General features: G+C 49.3%; 13 protein-coding genes. 7 read left to right on the top strand and 6 right to left on the bottom strand.

Going from position 1 to position 16702, the window contains the following annotated elements; translation table 11 throughout:
• Positions 1 to 597: 597 nt before the first annotated feature.
• Entirely contained in the window at positions 598 to 1926 is a 1329-nt protein-coding gene (gene rclA, locus OGY01_RS13175) for a reactive chlorine resistance oxidoreductase RclA (protein WP_045440881.1), read from the bottom strand.
• A gap of 233 nt (positions 1927 to 2159) precedes the next feature.
• Here rclA and rclR point away from each other — a divergent pair, with 233 nt between their 5' ends.
• Positions 2160 to 3014, top strand: coding sequence for a reactive chlorine-specific transcriptional regulator RclR (rclR, locus tag OGY01_RS13170; protein ID WP_048221903.1), 855 nt, complete (start codon positions 2160 to 2162; stop codon positions 3012 to 3014).
• A gap of 36 nt (positions 3015 to 3050) precedes the next feature.
• On the opposite strand, the gene OGY01_RS13165 is transcribed toward rclR, so the two are convergent.
• From OGY01_RS13165 to OGY01_RS13150, 4 genes are all read right to left on the bottom strand, one after another.
• A complete protein-coding gene (locus tag OGY01_RS13165; RefSeq protein ID WP_286493207.1) occupies positions 3051 to 6194 on the bottom strand; it encodes a CusA/CzcA family heavy metal efflux RND transporter in 3144 nt (1047 codons plus the stop codon).
• Positions 6195 to 6205: 11 nt separating this feature from the next.
• Positions 6206 to 7498 carry an efflux RND transporter periplasmic adaptor subunit gene (locus tag OGY01_RS13160; protein ID WP_286493205.1) on the bottom strand — a complete coding sequence of 431 codons (1293 nt, stop codon included), beginning with the start codon at positions 7496 to 7498 and terminating at the stop codon, positions 6206 to 6208.
• A 77-nt stretch (positions 7499 to 7575) separates the two neighbouring features.
• Positions 7576 to 7923, bottom strand: a complete 348-nt coding sequence (gene cusF / locus OGY01_RS13155) for a cation efflux system protein CusF (RefSeq protein WP_045440871.1) — start codon at positions 7921 to 7923, stop codon at positions 7576 to 7578.
• Between the two features lie 50 nt (positions 7924 to 7973).
• Entirely contained in the window at positions 7974 to 9356 is a 1383-nt protein-coding gene (locus tag OGY01_RS13150; protein WP_200010468.1) for an efflux transporter outer membrane subunit, read from the bottom strand.
• Between the two features lie 195 nt (positions 9357 to 9551).
• On the opposite strand from OGY01_RS13150, the gene cusR reads away from it, so the two are divergent.
• The 6 genes from cusR (at position 9552) to OGY01_RS13120 (ending at position 14137) form a co-directional block, all read left to right on the top strand.
• Positions 9552 to 10235 (top strand): copper response regulator transcription factor CusR, encoded by a 684-nt coding sequence (gene cusR / locus OGY01_RS13145; protein ID WP_045440867.1) that lies wholly within the window; start codon positions 9552 to 9554, stop codon positions 10233 to 10235.
• Positions 10225 to 11676, top strand: a complete 1452-nt coding sequence (locus OGY01_RS13140; protein WP_286493204.1) for a Cu(+)/Ag(+) sensor histidine kinase — start codon at positions 10225 to 10227, stop codon at positions 11674 to 11676. The genes cusR and OGY01_RS13140 overlap by 11 nt, the downstream gene beginning before the upstream one ends.
• 126 nt (positions 11677 to 11802) lie before the next feature.
• The gene (locus OGY01_RS13135) at positions 11803 to 12129 is read left to right on the top strand and encodes a PcoE/SilE family metal-binding protein (RefSeq protein WP_353622276.1); all 327 of its coding nucleotides are present in this window, start codon (positions 11803 to 11805) and stop codon (positions 12127 to 12129) included.
• 381 nt (positions 12130 to 12510) lie between these two features.
• The gene (locus OGY01_RS13130; RefSeq protein ID WP_045440861.1) at positions 12511 to 13002 is read left to right on the top strand and encodes a hypothetical protein; all 492 of its coding nucleotides are present in this window, start codon (positions 12511 to 12513) and stop codon (positions 13000 to 13002) included.
• A gap of 14 nt (positions 13003 to 13016) precedes the next feature.
• Complete coding sequence (locus OGY01_RS13125; RefSeq protein ID WP_045440851.1) at positions 13017 to 13250, top strand: membrane lipoprotein lipid attachment site-containing protein; 234 nt, start codon at positions 13017 to 13019, stop codon at positions 13248 to 13250.
• An 86-nt stretch (positions 13251 to 13336) separates the two neighbouring features.
• Positions 13337 to 14137: an MBL fold metallo-hydrolase gene (locus OGY01_RS13120; RefSeq protein WP_286493202.1), complete on the top strand. Its 801-nt coding sequence runs from the start codon at positions 13337 to 13339 to the stop codon at positions 14135 to 14137.
• Between the two features lie 109 nt (positions 14138 to 14246).
• Here OGY01_RS13120 and OGY01_RS13115 read toward each other — a convergent pair whose 3' ends face one another.
• Complete coding sequence (locus OGY01_RS13115) at positions 14247 to 16691, bottom strand: trimethylamine-N-oxide reductase 2 (protein ID WP_045440847.1); 2445 nt, start codon at positions 16689 to 16691, stop codon at positions 14247 to 14249.
• Between the last annotated feature and the right edge of the window lie 11 nt (positions 16692 to 16702).

Raw genomic sequence — 16702 nt, 5'->3', positions numbered from 1 at the left:
ACCGACAAAACACGAGATCAGCATCCACCCCTGGTGCTTAATAACCTTAGTGGATTCCATGTCAAACTGTTGATGCGAACTTAAGTTTTTAACTATCTTTAATCTTACATTGATATGTAAAAACGTTTGATGAGAATTAATTCTAGCTGAAGCCAGGCCTAAAACCATGTGAAGTTGCGCATCAATAATAACAAAAAAGAATAAGAAACAAATCTATAATTCCATTTAGAGATAAAAATAACGTAAATTTAGCCGGGTATAATAGATAACAATGGGTGGGCAAGGCGGAACGACTAAGCTGAGCGCCAGCTATGGTTTAATCGCTGACAGGAAAATGGATGCTTACGGCGTTATATCATTAGCAAATGAAATAATCATGATGGATTATTTTAATAAAGCGAATGATTAATATTGCAGGCGTGTAAATAAATTTAACTTAAGTTAAAAAAGGCCAGCATTAAGCTGACCCCGGTAATTACCGTATTAAACTATAATGGCATACTATCTTACAGAGGGTATAACGTTAGAAAATAAGTACTACTGATTAATTTCTGTCCGGGCTGAATGCAAAATCCCCCTTAAGGCAGATCCCTGGATTTATGACTTTATGAGAGAAAAAAGATCGTTGAGTGATTCACTCATCGTCGGGTGCGTAAATATTTGATCACGCAATACGGTATAAGGTAACCCTGCATCCATAACGGTTTTGACGATATTAATCATCTCATGAGAGTCCGCACACAGTAGTGATACTCCCAATATACGTTGAGTGTTTACATCAATCACGGCTTTGAGGACGCCGCGTGTATCATCCATCACCCGCGCTCGTGGGATTGCCGCGACAGGTAACGTTACCACCTGGACCGTTGCCCCGCTGGCACGAGCCTGTTCTTCACTCATCCCTACACGAGAGAGCGGCGGCGTCATAAAAACGGAATACGGCACATTCTGGCGATCGCCTGAATTGCGTAAACCTTCGCCAAATAAGCTGTCGCGGACAATGCGGAAATCATCCAGTGAAACATAGGTAAATTGCAAACCACCGGTTACATCACCCATCGCCCAGATGTTATCTGCAGAAGTCCGCAGATATTTGTTCACAATAATCCCACCGCGCTCGTTCACATCCACCCCGGCGTTCTTTAGCTGTAGATGCTCAGTCGCGGGTTTTCGCCCTGAGGCAACCAGCAGCGCATCCACAGTTCGGAGACCTTCCGGCGTCTGTAGCTGCACCATGCCGTCATGGGACGATACCGACTGTACATTGGCGTTGAGAATTAATTCTACGCCCTGGTCACGCAAAATTTGGGCGATGGCCTCGGCGATATCCCGATCTTCACGCGGTAAAAACAGCGGTGCCGCTTCAAAGATTGTTACCTGGCTGCCAAAGTTGGCGAACATGGACGCGAACTCGAGGCCAATATATCCCCCGCCCAAAATACCAAGACGCTGTGGGCGCTGCGTCAGATTCAACAGCCCGGTACTGTCAAAGACTCCAGGAGTGTCGGACAGGCCTGCAATATCAGGAATAATTGACTGCGCGCCAGTATTGATAAAGATCTTCTCGCCGCGAACCTCGAGTGTTCCGGTCGGCTGAATCACCCGCACGGTATGGTTGTCGATAAACTCAGCGCGCCCTTCAATCACATCCACATTGTCCAGATCAGCGAGATTATGGAAGTTTTTATCACGCAAGAAGCTCACAACAGAGGCTTTACGCTGCATCGCTGCGGCAAAGTCATGCTGCAATTCAGCATCATGCACCAGGGTTTTGGTTGGAATGCAGCCGATATTGATACATGTTCCACCGTACATAGTATTGGACTGCTCGATGATAGCCACCTGCCAGCCCTTTTGTGCCAGGGCCGCCGCCAGCGTCTTACCCGCTTTACCAAAACCAATAATGATTGCCTGGTATTGATTCATGCCGTCTCTCCGCAAAGTCACTGTTCATTTGTTAATCCAAAGTATACGGAGCGATATGCCAGAAAAGCCTATCCATAACGCGATTGTTTTTGTCCAATCGTCTAAACAGCAATAAATAACTTACTCAGTCGATATATTGAAAATACACTAACTATTTGACATTAATAATTTAATATAAAAGTATGTTATTAGTGCTGCCATCCCCCAACAATAAAAATTGTTCAGGAGTCTTTATGGATACCCTTAGCCGATTACTGATGCTTAACGACCCGCAGGGATCTATTGATAAAAATTGCCTGCTCAGCAGAGACTGGCAATTGCCACACGCTGCGGGCGAATTGTCAGTTATCCGCTGGCACACCGTGACCCAGGGGGCTGCCCAACTGGACATGCCTGATGGAACCTCGTTTACGCTTCGTGCTGGTTCGATTGTGATCCTTGCGCAAAACTCAGCGCATCGGCTTTGCCAGTCTGGTGAGGAACAAACGCATATCGTCTGCGGCAGTTTACGGCTACCGCCCTCCTCTCGTTATTTTTTAACCACGCTGCCGGAAGCACTAATACTGGCACCGGATGAAAATAGCCACGTCGGCCACTGGCTCAGGGCGATGATTGTGCTACTTCAGGAAGAATCCTCAACCGACCTGCCGGGATCGGATGTGGTATGCAGTCAGCAGTGCGCAACGCTGTTCACACTCGCCGTTCGGCAATGGCTGACACAGGCTACGCCCGCAAAGAACGTACTAAGTTTGTTGTTGCACCCCAGACTGGGGGGCGTGGTTTTCCTGATGCTGGAATCGCCCGCGCATCCCTGGACTGTGGAAGAACTGGCACAACGCGCGCATATGTCGCGGGCTAGTTTCGCGCAGTTATTCCGCGAGGTCTCAAACTCTACGCCACTCGCGGTATTAACCACATTACGTCTGCAATTCGCCGCTCAGATGTTGTCACGTGGCTCTCAGCCACTGATTGTCATTGCCGAATCGGTAGGCTATGCCAGCGAGTCATCGTTTCACAAAGTCTTTCTCCGACAATTCGGTTGCACGCCGGGAGAATACCGAAAACGGGTAAAAGCGCTGGAGTCATAGCGCGCGCCCCGGTCAGAAGCACGCGCTTTCAGGACGCTATTTCTGAGAGCGATGTCGATGTAGCCACATCAGTTTATACGCCGCAGGAATGATAAACAGCGACAATAGCGGCGCGGTTATCATGCCGCCAATCATCGGCGCGGCAATACGACTCATGACTTCCGACCCGGCCCCTGTTCCCCACAATATTGGCAATAAACCGGCAATAATCACCGCCACGGTCATCGCCTTGGGACGAACACGAAGTACTGCCCCGTGGTAGAGCGCTTCATCCAGCTTATCCGCTGTAAAAGTTTGTGGATTTTCCAGAGCCGGTTCGGCTTCTATGGCGTGACGCAGGTACATCAACATCACTACGCCAAACTCAGCGGCTACTCCCGCCAGTGCGATGAATCCGGTTCCGGTCGCTACCGACAGATGGAACCCCATCCAGTAGAGGAACCAGATCCCCCCCACCAGCGCAAATGGCACGCTGGTAATAATCAGCAGCGCCTCTCCAACGCGACGGAATGCCAGATAAAGCAGCACGAAAATAATCATTAGCGTCATCGGTACCATCAGTTTTAGCTTATGGCTGGCTCGCTCTAAAAGCTCAAACTGACCGGAGAACGCCACGCTGGTCCCCGGCTTTAACTGTACATTTTCGGCGATCGCTTTTTTTAGATCGTTAACCACCGAGACCATGTCGCGATCGCGTGCGTCGATATAGATCCAACTGGTGGGCCGTGCATTCTCGGTTTTCAGCATCGACGGTCCGGAAACGACCTTCACATCCGCCACATCAGCCAACGTGATCTGCTGTTTCATTGGAGTCAAAATCGGCAGTTGACGCAACGTTTCAGGGCTATCGCGGAAGCTTTGCGGATAGCGCAGATTGATCGGATAGCGTGCAATCCCTTCAACCGTTTCCCCCACCATGGCGCCCCCCACTGCCGAGGTAATAAACAGCTGCACATCACCTACGGTCATGCCATAGCGCGCGGCCTTCTCACGGTGAATATCCACACTGAGATAGCGACCACCTTCCAGTCGCTCCGCCAGTGCCGAAGCCACACCTGGTACGGTTCTGGCCACTTCTTCGATTTGCTCAGCCGTGGCGTCAATATCTGACAACACGGTCCCCGACACCTTAATACCGATTGGGCTTTTGATCCCTGTGGAAAGCATATCGATACGGTTACGAATCGGCGGCACCCACAGATTTGCCAACCCAGGCAAGCGTACGGTTTTGTCCAGCTCCTCGATGATTTTGTCCATCGTCATCCCCGGACGCCACTGATCCTGTGGCTTCAGTTGGATCGTAGTTTCGACCATCTCCAGCGGCGCGGAGTCAGTTGCCGTTTCAGCCTTGCCGGTCTTACCAAACACGCGCGCCACTTCCGGAACTGTCATGATCAGCTTGTCGGTTTTTTGCAACATGTCCGCCGCTTGCGCCGCCGAAATCCCCGGCAGTGTTGATGGCATATACAGCAGGTCACCTTCATTAATCTGCGGTAGGAACTCGCCACCGACTTTATTAATCGGCCAGATAACCGTAAGAATCGACAGCACCGCCACCAGCAGGGTGGTCTTCGGCCAGTGCAGTACTTTCAGCAGTAGCGGATGGTAAATACGAATCAAGAAACGGTTGAGCGGATTACTACTTTCCGCCGGAATTTTGCCGCGGATCCAGAACCCCATCAGGATCGGGATCACCACGATTGCCAGAAACGCCGCCCCCGCCATGGCATAGGTTTTGGTAAACGCCAGCGGCCCAAAGAGCCGTCCCTCCTGCCCCTCAAGGGTGAAAATGGGAATAAACGACAGAGTAATAATCAGTAAGCTAATAAACAGCGCCGGACCAACTTCTACCGAGGCGTTAGTGATCACCTGCCAGCGTGTTACGTTATCCAGCTTTTCACCCGGATGCTGATGTTCCCACTCTTCCAACCGCTTATGCGCGTTCTCAATCATCACGATCGCGGCATCAACCATCGCGCCAACCGCGATGGCAATCCCACCAAGCGACATAATATTGGCGTTCAGTCCCTGAAAATGCATCACGATAAATGCAATACACAGGCCCAGCGGGAGAGAAATAATCGCGACCAGTGCCGAGCGGATATGCCACAAGAACAGAGCACAAACCAGCGCCACGACGATAAACTCTTCCAGAAGCTTGTAGCTCAGGTTATCAATCGCACGATCAATTAGCTGACTGCGATCGTATGTTGTAACTACCTCAACGCCTTCCGGCAGGCTGCTTTTTAGCGTTTCAAGTTTGGTTTTAACGGCAGAGATCACCTCACGCGCATTTTTACCTGAACGCAGAATGACGACTCCGCCAGCTACTTCGCCTTCACCGTTCAGCTCAGCGATCCCACGACGCATTTCCGGTCCGATTTGTACGCGCGCAACATCACGCAGGTAAACCGGCACGCCGTCTGCCCCTGACTTCAGTACAATGTTATTGAAATCATCGAGTGTTTGCAGATACCCGCTGGCCCGAACCATGTATTCCGCTTCCGCCATCTCCACGGAAGAACCGCCCGCTTCCTGGTTAGACGCATCCAGCGCAGACTTCACTTCAGACAAGCTGATGCCATATTGCGTCAGCTTCATTGGGTCAATAACGACCTGATACTCTTTGACCACTCCCCCAACCGAGGCGACTTCCGCCACGTTAGGGATGGTTTTCAGTTCATACTTTAAAAACCAGTCCTGAAGAGAACGTAATTCGGCCAGATCGTGTTTTCCGCTGCGATCCACCAATGCATATTCAAATATCCAGCCAACACCCGTGGCATCCGGTCCCATTTCCGCACTGACTCCCGCAGGCAATTTCCCCTGCACCTGGTTGAGATATTCCAGGACGCGGGAGCGCGCCCAGTAAGGATCAGTGCCATCTTCAAAAATGACATATACGTAGGAGTCGCCAAACTGCGAAAAGCCACGGACTGTTTTAGCCCCCGGCACTGACAGCATGGTGGTGGTCAGTGGGTATGTAACCTGGTTTTCAACAATTTGCGGGGCCTGGCCGGGGTAGCTGGTTTTGATGATCACCTGAACATCAGAGAGATCCGGCAAAGCATCCACGGGCGTGTTGATGATGGTCCACGTTCCCCAGATGCTGAGAAATAACGCCCCCATCATCACCAGAAAACGATTAGCTACCGAGCGACGGATAATCCATTCAATCATTTGTCATATCCTCAGTGTGCATGGGTCGCCGGAGCGGGCATTGCTGCGGCATCTGGCGCATCACTTTGCCGGGCCCGCATACGATCCAGCGCACCGGAGATATTCGCCTCAGAGTCAATTAGGAACAGACCGCTGGAAACGACTTTTTCACCTTCAGCCAGACCAGAGCGAATAGCCGTTAGCCCCTGAGATTCATGGAATACCGCAACCTGCTTCGGTACAAACCGTCCTTCGTTATCAACGGTGATCACCCGCTGCTCCGTGCCGGTATCAATCAGCGCTTTAGATGGGACAAGCAACATCGGTTCACTTTGCGTTTTCAACTTCAGATAAGCATTCATCCCCGGTTTAAGCGCCTCGTCAGGGTTATCAACCTGCAAACGTAGCTGGAGAGTTCGTGTGGTAGCATCGACGCTCGGCAGAATGCTCCACTTGCTGATGGTAAAGGGTTTATCAGGCCAGGCTGGCACGGTGATAGAAAACTGCGAGGCATCTTTAAGCAGCCAGGCGATAGACTCCGGGACCGACGCGCTGACCCACACCGGATCCATACCCTGAATTTTCGCCACAACATTGTCTTTTGAAATGTTCATGCCGGTACGCAAATCAAATGCGGTAATCACCCCATCAATAGGTGCTCTCAGGGTGAAGCGTGTCTGAATTCTGCGGGTAGATGTTAAACGCTGAATGTCCGCCTCTGGCATACCGGCCAGACGTAACCTTTCCAGAATACCTTCAACCTGTGTGGCGGTACCGCCGGTCTCACGTAACAGCAGGTATTCACTCTGCGCCTCAACCCAATCCGGGATTGTCAGGTCGATTAGCGGCGCGCCTTTTTTAATTTTGTCACCCACGGTGAGCGGATAGACCTTTTCGATAAAACCAGCGGAACGCGCCTGCACAATGACAAACTGATATTCGTTATAACTGACGTTTGCTGGAAATGTTTGCGCATACAGTAATGGCCCACGGCGCACAGGTTCCGTTTTTAATCCCAGATTCTGAGTCTGAGTCGGATCGATACGCACTCCCGGCGCAGAAGCGCTCGCAGTCTCTTCATCGGCATACTTCGGGATCAGATCCATATCCATGAACGGCGATTTACCTGGCTTGTCAAAGCGTGTATTCGGATACATTGGGTCATACCAGAACAGAACTTTACGGGCTTCTTTTGGCGAAGGTGACGCTGTATCGGCTGAAACGTTTGCTGATGAAAAATAGGTATAAACACCGACAGAAATAATCCCACCGGCAATCATGCCTGCGAGTATAAGCGCGGTATTTTTAATTTTTAAAGACGCCATAGTGATTTCCATTGCGCGAGTGTCTTACCCGTGTGCAAAACAACCCGGGTAAGAGCAGAAGAGACCTGCGGACTTCGTTATTTACTGATGTGAATATCTCGTAAGACAGAGAGATTTCCCTGCTGCACAAAAGTAAACGCCACTTTATCGCCTGGCTTAATATCATCAGCACGTGTATCTGAGACTTGCGTAAAACGCATCGTCATTGCGGGCCAGTTCACCGCCGGAATAGGCTCGTGTTTAATGGTGATTTTTTTATTTTCTGTATCAATAGATTCAATCACACCGGTTGCGCTAATTGTTTGTTCCTGTTGAGCCGTTGGCTCCATATTCATCATGGAACCATGCTGATGCTCATTTGCCTGAGCATTAAACATAACCACAGATAAAAAACTAAACAGAGCGGCTTTGGCGGTAATATTCATAAATCATTCTCCTGACAGTTTAATGCAACTTAAATATGACGAATATAGGGTTATTCCGCCCAACCGCCGCCTAAGGCAGCAAACAGTTTAATTTCATTAACCTGTTGGGCGTAATTAAGATCGAGCAGCGATTGCTGCGTTGCGAATAAAGAACGTTCCGCATCCAGCACCTCGATATAGCTCACTGCACCATTCTGATAAAGTGCTCTGGCGCGTTGCAAAGTGATCTGCAGGGACTCCAGATAGCGTTGCTGGGCGGTAATCTGATCGGCGAGGCTTTGACGTAACGCCAGCGCATCAGCCACCTCTTTAAACGCGTTCTGAATTTTTTGCTCGTAATTTACTACCGACTGTTGCTGGCGAATTTCTGCCAGATCGAGATTTGACTGATTACGTCCGGCGTTAAAAATCGGAATATCGATTTTCGGGACAAAGTTCCACATGCCGCTGGCGGCATTAAATAAGCTGGAGAGGTCGCTGCTGCTGGCGGATACTGAACTGGTTAGCGTAATTGACGGGAAAAATGCCGCTCGCGCAGCGCCAATATTGGCATTTGCCGCCATTAAAGCATGCTCAGCTTCCATAATATCTGGCCGCTGGAGCAGTATTTGCGAAGGGAGCGCTGGCGGCAACGTCACTGCTTTAATATCGCCATGGCTGCGCGACCGATCGTCTGGTAATTTTCCGTAGGTTCCGAGCAACAGCTGCAATGCATTATTCGCCTGCGCCAGTTCACCTTTACGTTTTGCGATATCGCTGCGCGTACTTTCAATCACGCCCCGAGCCTGTTCCAACGCCAGAACATTGGTGCTTCCGGTTAATAACTGTTTCTCGACAAAGGCGTAAGAACGCTGATAATTTTGCAGCGTTTCTTCCGCAATTTTCAGCTGCGCATAAGCCAGACGCTGATTGAAATAACTTTGCGATACATTGGAGATTAACAGGATATGCACCGCCCGACGTGCTTCTTCACTGGCAAAGAAGTTCTGCCGGTCGGCTTCACTCATATTTTTTAGCCGACCGAAAAAGTCCAAATCGAAACTGAGATTCAGCCCGGCCTCAAATTCCCGGTTAGTGCTGGTATCGCCTTTTAATTTTCCGCTATACGTGCCGCTGGAGCCTGCATTAATCTGCGGATAACGGTCAGCATCCGTCACGCCATATTGTGCCCTCGCTTCCTGAACCTTGAGGGTTGCCATGCGTAAATCACGGTTATTGAGCAGCGCCTCACCTATCAACGCCTTTACCTGCTCGTCCACAAAGAAGGTGCGCCACCCCGTATCCTGATACCCCGCTGGTGCAGAAACCAGCGTGTTCTGGCTTAAGGAGAATTGCTGCGGCACCGGCAAGGCCGGGCGCTGATAGTCCGGAGCCAGAGAACAACCGGCGAGAACAAAAATAGCGCTGAGGGTAAGAAGTTTAAATTTGCACATAGCTCTTCTCGTCCGGACCGGACTGATAACCGTAAAATGAGTGTGAATTTATCGACTTGTACCTTACCTAATTGACTCTGTTTAACCGGTGACAGGTAAATGACAAAACTGTCATTTTCCCAATAACTCATTGCTATCCGATCCGGCTCCTCTAGAATTGAAAACCCGCACAGCCAGTGCGTGAAGGAGAATGTGATGAAGATTTTGATAGTCGAAGATGAGAAAAAAACTGGCGAATACCTGACCAAGGGCCTGACAGAATCAGGTTTTGTTGTGGATTTAGCAGATAACGGTCTGAACGGATATCACCTGGCTATGACCGGCGATTACGACTTGCTCATTCTTGACATCATGCTGCCTGACGTAAACGGCTGGGATATTGTACGTATGCTGCGCACCGCCAACAAAGGTATGCCAATCCTTCTTCTCACTGCGCTGGGTACGATTGAACACCGGGTCAAAGGCCTGGAATTGGGTGCCGATGACTATCTGGTTAAACCGTTCGCTTTTGCCGAGCTTCTGGCGCGGGTCAGAACGCTGTTGCGACGAGGGGCTGCGGTGATTGTTGAAAGTCAGTTTCAGGTCGCGGACTTAATGGTTGATCTGGTCAGCAGAAAAGTGACCCGCAGCGGGACGCGCATTACCCTCACCAGCAAAGAGTTTACGCTGCTCGAATTTTTCCTTCGCCATCAGGGTGAAGTCTTGCCCCGGTCACTTATCGCTTCTCAGGTCTGGGATATGAATTTTGACAGCGACACCAATGCGATTGATGTCGCCGTTAAACGGCTGCGCGCCAAAATTGATAATGATTTTGAACCGAAGCTGATTCAGACCGTGCGCGGCGTGGGGTATATGCTTGAGGTACCGGATGGTCATTAAACGATTGCAACGCCCTTTTTCGCTGGCAACGCGTCTGACCTTTTTTATTAGTCTGGCCACTATCGCCTCGTTTTTCGCCTTTGCCTGGATAATGATCCACTCAGTGAAAGTTCATTTCGCCGAGCAGGATATCAATGACTTAAAAGAAATAAGCACCACGCTGGAACGCATTCTTAATCATCCCGACGAGCCGGAATTTCGACGACTGGAAACATTAAAAAACGTGGTTGCTGGATATTCAAACGTCATTATTTCACTTGAAGATGCCAATCAAAAAGCGATTTTCCATTCGCCAGGTGCGCCGGATCTCCGCCAGTTTATCGCCAGCGCTAAGCCGGATAAAAATGCCCATAGTAATAACGTCTTTTTATTATCCGGCCCAATGCTGCATTCACAGGAACATGCCCACGGGCAAAAAATGTCCTCCAACTGGCGAATGATTCGTTTGCCAATTGGCCAACTACCTGACGGAAAAGCAGCCTATACGCTGTATATGGCATTATCGATAGATTTTCATCTGCACTACATTAATGACTTGAAAAACAAACTGATTATGACGGCATCGTTGATCAGCATGATGATTATTTTTATCGTGTTGTTCGCTGTTTATAAAGGCCACGCACCAATCCGTAACGTCAGCCGCCGAATCCAGAATATTACCTCTAAGGATCTCGACGTCCGCCTGGATCCACAGGCTGTACCTATTGAACTGGAGCAACTGGTAGCTTCGTTTAACCATATGATTGAACGAATCGAGGATGTGTTTAAACGTCAGTCCAATTTCTCAGCAGATATTGCCCATGAGATCCGCACCCCAATAACCAATCTGGTCACGCAGACGGAAATTGCGCTCAGCCAGCCCCGCAGCCAAAAAGAGCTGGAAGATGTGCTCTATTCGAATCTTGAAGAATTTGGTCGAATGTCGAAGATGGTGAGCGACATGCTGTTCCTGGCGCAAGCGGACAATAATCAATTGATCCCGGAAAAGACTGCACTAAGTCTGGCGGATGAAGTCAGCAAAGTATTCGACTTTTTTGAAGCGTGGGCGGAAGAGCGTGAAGTCAGTTTGCGTTTTGAAGGCCGCGCGTGTTGGGTATCCGGCGATCCTTTAATGTTACGCCGGGCCATGAGTAACCTTATTTCTAACGCCATACGTTACACCCCAAAAGGCGAGTCTGTGACTGTGCGGGTGAAAGAGGCTGATGGGCAGGTACAGATTATCGTCGAGAATCCCGGCCCCCCCATTGCCGCAGAACACCTCCCCCGGCTCTTCGACCGCTTCTATCGGGTGGACCCATCGCGACAGCGTAAGGGCGAAGGTAGCGGTATTGGACTGGCTATTGTGAAATCAATCGTCACTGCTCATCAGGGCAAGGTCTCTGTGACATCTGACCCACGCGCCACCCGCTTTATATTGACGCTACCAAAACATGCGATTTAATCATCTGCAATGGCGCTGAGGCACCATTGCAGATTTATTCTCTGACACAACCGTCATAATCCTGTCACGTCGTTGAGCGTACCTGTTTATTATAATTCTCTCCGTCAAACCAAACCGGAGAATATGATGAATAAAATATCGTCTTTTTTAGCTATTGCATTTTTTATCTCAGCTGGCGTTAATGCGGCAGAATCTTCAGGAACCCATCAGCAAGCGGCAACGGCTCATCAAATGATGAATAACAGCGATGCTCCAGCCCATCAAAAAATGGCTCAGGCACATGAGATGCAGGCGTATAACAGCAAATCCAGGCAGACTATTGCTCCATCCTTCTCACAAATGAATGAACATGAACAAGCGATGGTCGTTCACCAGTCGATGAATAACAGCCATTCATATTCACATGAACTGCAGGCAGAAAAACACCGTGAACGTATCCCGACACAGGGATAATTGATACCAGTCTTTTGAAAAAAAAACCATAATAACAATAGGTTACAATCACAAAACCGCCCCTTCACAGGCTTGTCTATCAACAGGCCTGTATTTTCGTTTATCCTCACCGAATTATTAATGTCAATATTAATATTCTATTAAACTCCTCATTAAAAAGTAAAATAACACCTGAGACATAAACAACTTGTATAAAATACGTAAACATCCAGCTCATGATGTTGCTTTTATCAATAACAACAACCTTCCGATGAATATAAATTAGGAATCCCCCTGGTATGTTTTATTAATATTTAGTGGGAGACTGCTTCCGTCATAAACATGACGTAAAGAAAGTTAGTATTCCTATAAATAAATTCAATGATGATAGTGAGTAACAGAATGAAAAAACGTCTGCTGGCCGTCTTTGTCCTGGGTCTGACAACCGCCACCACTGCATGCGCAATTACTCCTGCAATGCAGAAAAAATATGAACGCTCGGGCTGTACGCAGATGAGCGAACTCAACGGCTGCGATGTTAATAAATCCTATGAGTGGAATCGTGATCATGGATTTATCGACAACACAGAAAACCATCAGAATCGACATCACCGACATGGTGAAGATCAGCCGCGCAATCATGATCAGGCCGGAATTTATGGCAAGTTCTCCGGGAATTACGTTGCAAATTTTGAGAATGGTCAGCGCAGTGTAGATATTCACATCGAAGACTCCACCGTCTACGTAAATGGTAACGAAGTGCGTGATATCAATACTTATAAAGATACGATGACCTTCCGTGTTGGGTATTCAACATACACCATTAAAGCGAATGGTCGTGGTAGCTGGATTGATCCTGATGCCGGTAACGCTGGCAAAATTGTGCGTGAATAACGGATTACACCATAATGAAAAAGCTGATATCCGCAATGGTCATCATGGCCAGCCTGTCAGGCTGTGCTGAACATCCGTACCTTTCTGCTGCCGCCGCTGGAGTCGGTGCTGCAGCTGTTGCTACGGCAATAGCTAACCACAAAAATCACGAAAAAGAGCATGACCGCCAGGAGCGTGAGCAGAGAGAAAACCAACATGCATGGCGGCATAATCACCATCATAACGATGATGACAACCGCTACTATTAACGCTGATTAATAGCAAAGAGCGCTGAGATCACAGCGCTCTTAAATTCCGCGCGTTACAGTATGGCGCTTTAACGCTGGAGTCAGCCATGGCTTTAACCATCACAGTGTTGCTGGAAAACAGGCGCGCTGCCGGTGCAGAAACAGCATTGCAGGCAAAACCAGGGCTCAGTCTGTTAGTCCAGGATGAAACGACCACAATTCTGTTTGATACCGGGCCGGACGATAGCTTTAAGCTTAATGCCGCGCTGATGGGCGTAGACCTGTCTCAATTAACGGCTACGGTACTCTCACACGGTCATTATGATCACTGCGGCGGCGTGTCCTGGCTGGCGGACAACACTCGCGTCATCTGCCATCCCCAAATAGCCTGTGAGCGTTATTCTGCAATATCCCTTTTTGGATATACCTCAAAAATCAAGAAATTATCACGCGATAATGATTACTCTCGCCTCAGTATGGAGTACACCCAGGAACCGCTATCCATCAGCGAACGCTTTCTGTGGTCTGGAGAGATAAGCGTTCCCACACCGCGAGCCTATGGTGTTATTCGTGAGCGCACCATGCGACAGGACTACATCACCGACGAAGGTGTATTGATTTATAAATCTGATCGCGGCTTAGTTATTATTACCGGCTGTGGGCATCGTGGGATAGAAAACATCGTACGCCATTGCCAAAATATAACCGGAATCACGAAGATCCACTCCCTGATTGGCGGCTTTCATCTACGTTGTGCTTCGCCGTATAAACTATGGCAAGTCCGGCAATTTCTGAATAAACAGAAACCAGAAAGACTCCTTGGCTGTCATTGTACCGGATCGTGGGGGCGCTTGTGGCTACCTGAAATAAGCGCACCTGCAACTGGGGATGTGATTGTTCTGGAGTAGATATTCATGACTGCAGATACAGATGCAGCAGCAAGAATGCGGCCAGAAAGATTAGGGCTTTAAAACGGGAACCTTGCGGTTCCCGTTTGACTTAGCAGCACAGGCGAACCTAGATGGTTACGATTTCAGGTTCATCAAATACGGTCAGTTTTGGTGCTTCGCCAGTATATTTTTCCGCGTATACCAGGCTTGTGTTCCCCGCACAGCCATTCGCCAGTCTTGAGGTTGGAATGTCCGCAGTCAGTACGTTAGCACCGCCATTTTTACAAATACCATTCTCAATATCAGGCCAGGCACCTTCGTGGATACAGATGATCCCTGGTTTGATCCCGTCGCTGACGTGCGCCCCGACCAGCACCTGTCCACGATCATTCCAGACACGCACCAGATCTCCCTCGGCGATACCTCTCGCTTTTGCATCATCCGGATGAATAGTCACCGGCTCACGATTTGCAATAGCGTATTCTTTACGCAGCGAAGCGTAGTTCAGCTGGCTGTGCAGGCGATGTGCCGGATGCGCCGTTAGCAGCTGTAGCTGATCCTTATCCGCAGACCCTTTCCACTCATCCGGTTCAATCCACGAAGCATGTGGCGGACAGTCTTTATATTTGTAGCCTTCAATAGTTTTCGAGTAGATTTCAATCTTACCGCTTGGCGTTCCGAGTGGATTCATAACCGGATCATTGCGGAAATCAGCATAACGCACATATTTGTTGTTCTTTTCGTTCTCACGCATTTCGATCAATTTATTCTGCTGCCAGAACGCATTGAACTGAGGCATGGCAACGCGCTGGGCACGGGCGGCTTTTTGCGCAACATCATAGAATTGCTTCAACCACGCCATTTCATCTTTGCCTTCGGTATAGACCGCTTTTCCGCCAGGCTTAAGCATTTCAGCGAGATCGGCAAACACATCAAAGTCATTACGTGCTTCAAACTGCGGTTCAATAACCTGCTTCATCGGCACCAGATGCTGGTTGCTGTAATCGCCGGTCATGGTCAGGTCGTTGCGCTCAAACGATGTAGTGATGGGCAGAACAATATCGGCATGTTTAGCCGCAGCAGTCCAGTAACACTCGGAGATAACAACCAGTTCTGGCTTCTGCCAGGCTTTAATTAAACGATTTGTATCCTGGTGATGGGTAAAGTTAGCGCCACCAGCCCACCAGATCATTTTGATCTCCGGGAAGGTCTGCTCTTTACCATTGTGCTGATATTTTCCACCCGGATTCTCCAGCGCTTCGACAATTCGCGCCACGGGAAGATTTGTCACGGCATCGGAAACCGCCCAGTCATTTCCAGCTGACGAACCGCCTTCCACTTTGGCCGAGATAGCCGGTAATACCCCACCAGTACGTGTCGGGTTCCCGCCATTGGAGTAATGATAGGAGAAGCCGAAGCCACCGCCTTCTGTACCAATTTGCCCCAGCATCGCCGCCAGTGTCACCAGCATCCAGTGTTTTTGCTCACCATATTGCTGGCGCTGAATCCCCCAACCTGCCATAAGCATGGTTTTGTTACTGGAGAAAATTTCCGCCAGCTTCTCCAGTTGTTCTGCAGGTACACCACAGACGCCTGATGCCCACTCAGCAGTTTTCTCAATATTGTCGCTCTTGCCGAGCAGGTATTCCTCAAATTGCGGATATCCGGTGGTGTATTTTTCCAGGAACGCTTTGTCATGGAGATTTTTCTTCACCAACGTATGTGCAATACCCAACATCATGGCGACGTCTGTCCCCATATGCGGTGCAATCCAGGTGGCATTATCACCAAAGAATTCAATTGTTTCTGAACGCATTGGATCGATAGCGATAACGCTTTTTCCTGATTTTTTCAGCAGATTGAAATACTCGAGTCCTTGTTCATCCGTACTGCTCCAGGCAATTTTTAACGTATTGAGCGGGTTCATTCCCCACAACACCACGACCTGGCTGTGCTCGAGTACCATTGGCCAGGTAGTCTGTTGTTCATATACCTCAACCGAGCCTACAACGTAAGGCATGATGACCTGGGCCGCTCCGGTTGAATAATCCCCGGTATGTCCGGCGTATCCCCCAGCCATACTCATGTAACGTTGCAGTAAGGTTTGCGCTTTGTGCAGCACACCACTGGAGCGCCAGCCATAAGAACCAGCAAACACTGAAGCCGGGCCATAGCTGCTACGGATCCGGCTATGTTGTTCATGAATGAGTTTCAGCGCCTGCTCCCAACTGACACGCACGAAAGGATCGCTCCCTCGTTTGCCATCCGCTTTACCTGGGTTTTCCAGATAGCTTTTGCGCACCATCGGATATTTCACGCGGATATTGGTATGTACCTGGTCGGGCGCGGTTTGCTGCAATGAGTTAGGCACCGTTTTAGGCAATGCGCCTTTTGAAGAAACAACTTTGCCGTCTTTAACTTCCACATACACCGCTCCCCAACGTGCAGCTGTCAGGATTGCCCCACCATTTTGGCCTTCAGCCCAGGCTGGCATCGGGATCACCGAAGAAATCGCCATAGTCCCGGTTGCCGCGCCAGCCGTCTTGATAAAGTCACGTCTTGTGAGTTTCATGATTTCTCCTG

Source organism: Citrobacter sp. Cm038, from assembly GCF_030333105.1.
GTDB classification, from domain to species: domain Bacteria; phylum Pseudomonadota; class Gammaproteobacteria; order Enterobacterales; family Enterobacteriaceae; genus Citrobacter; species Citrobacter murliniae.
The sequence above is the reverse complement of the archived record's forward strand: the minus strand, read 5'-3'. Positions and strand labels throughout refer to the sequence as shown.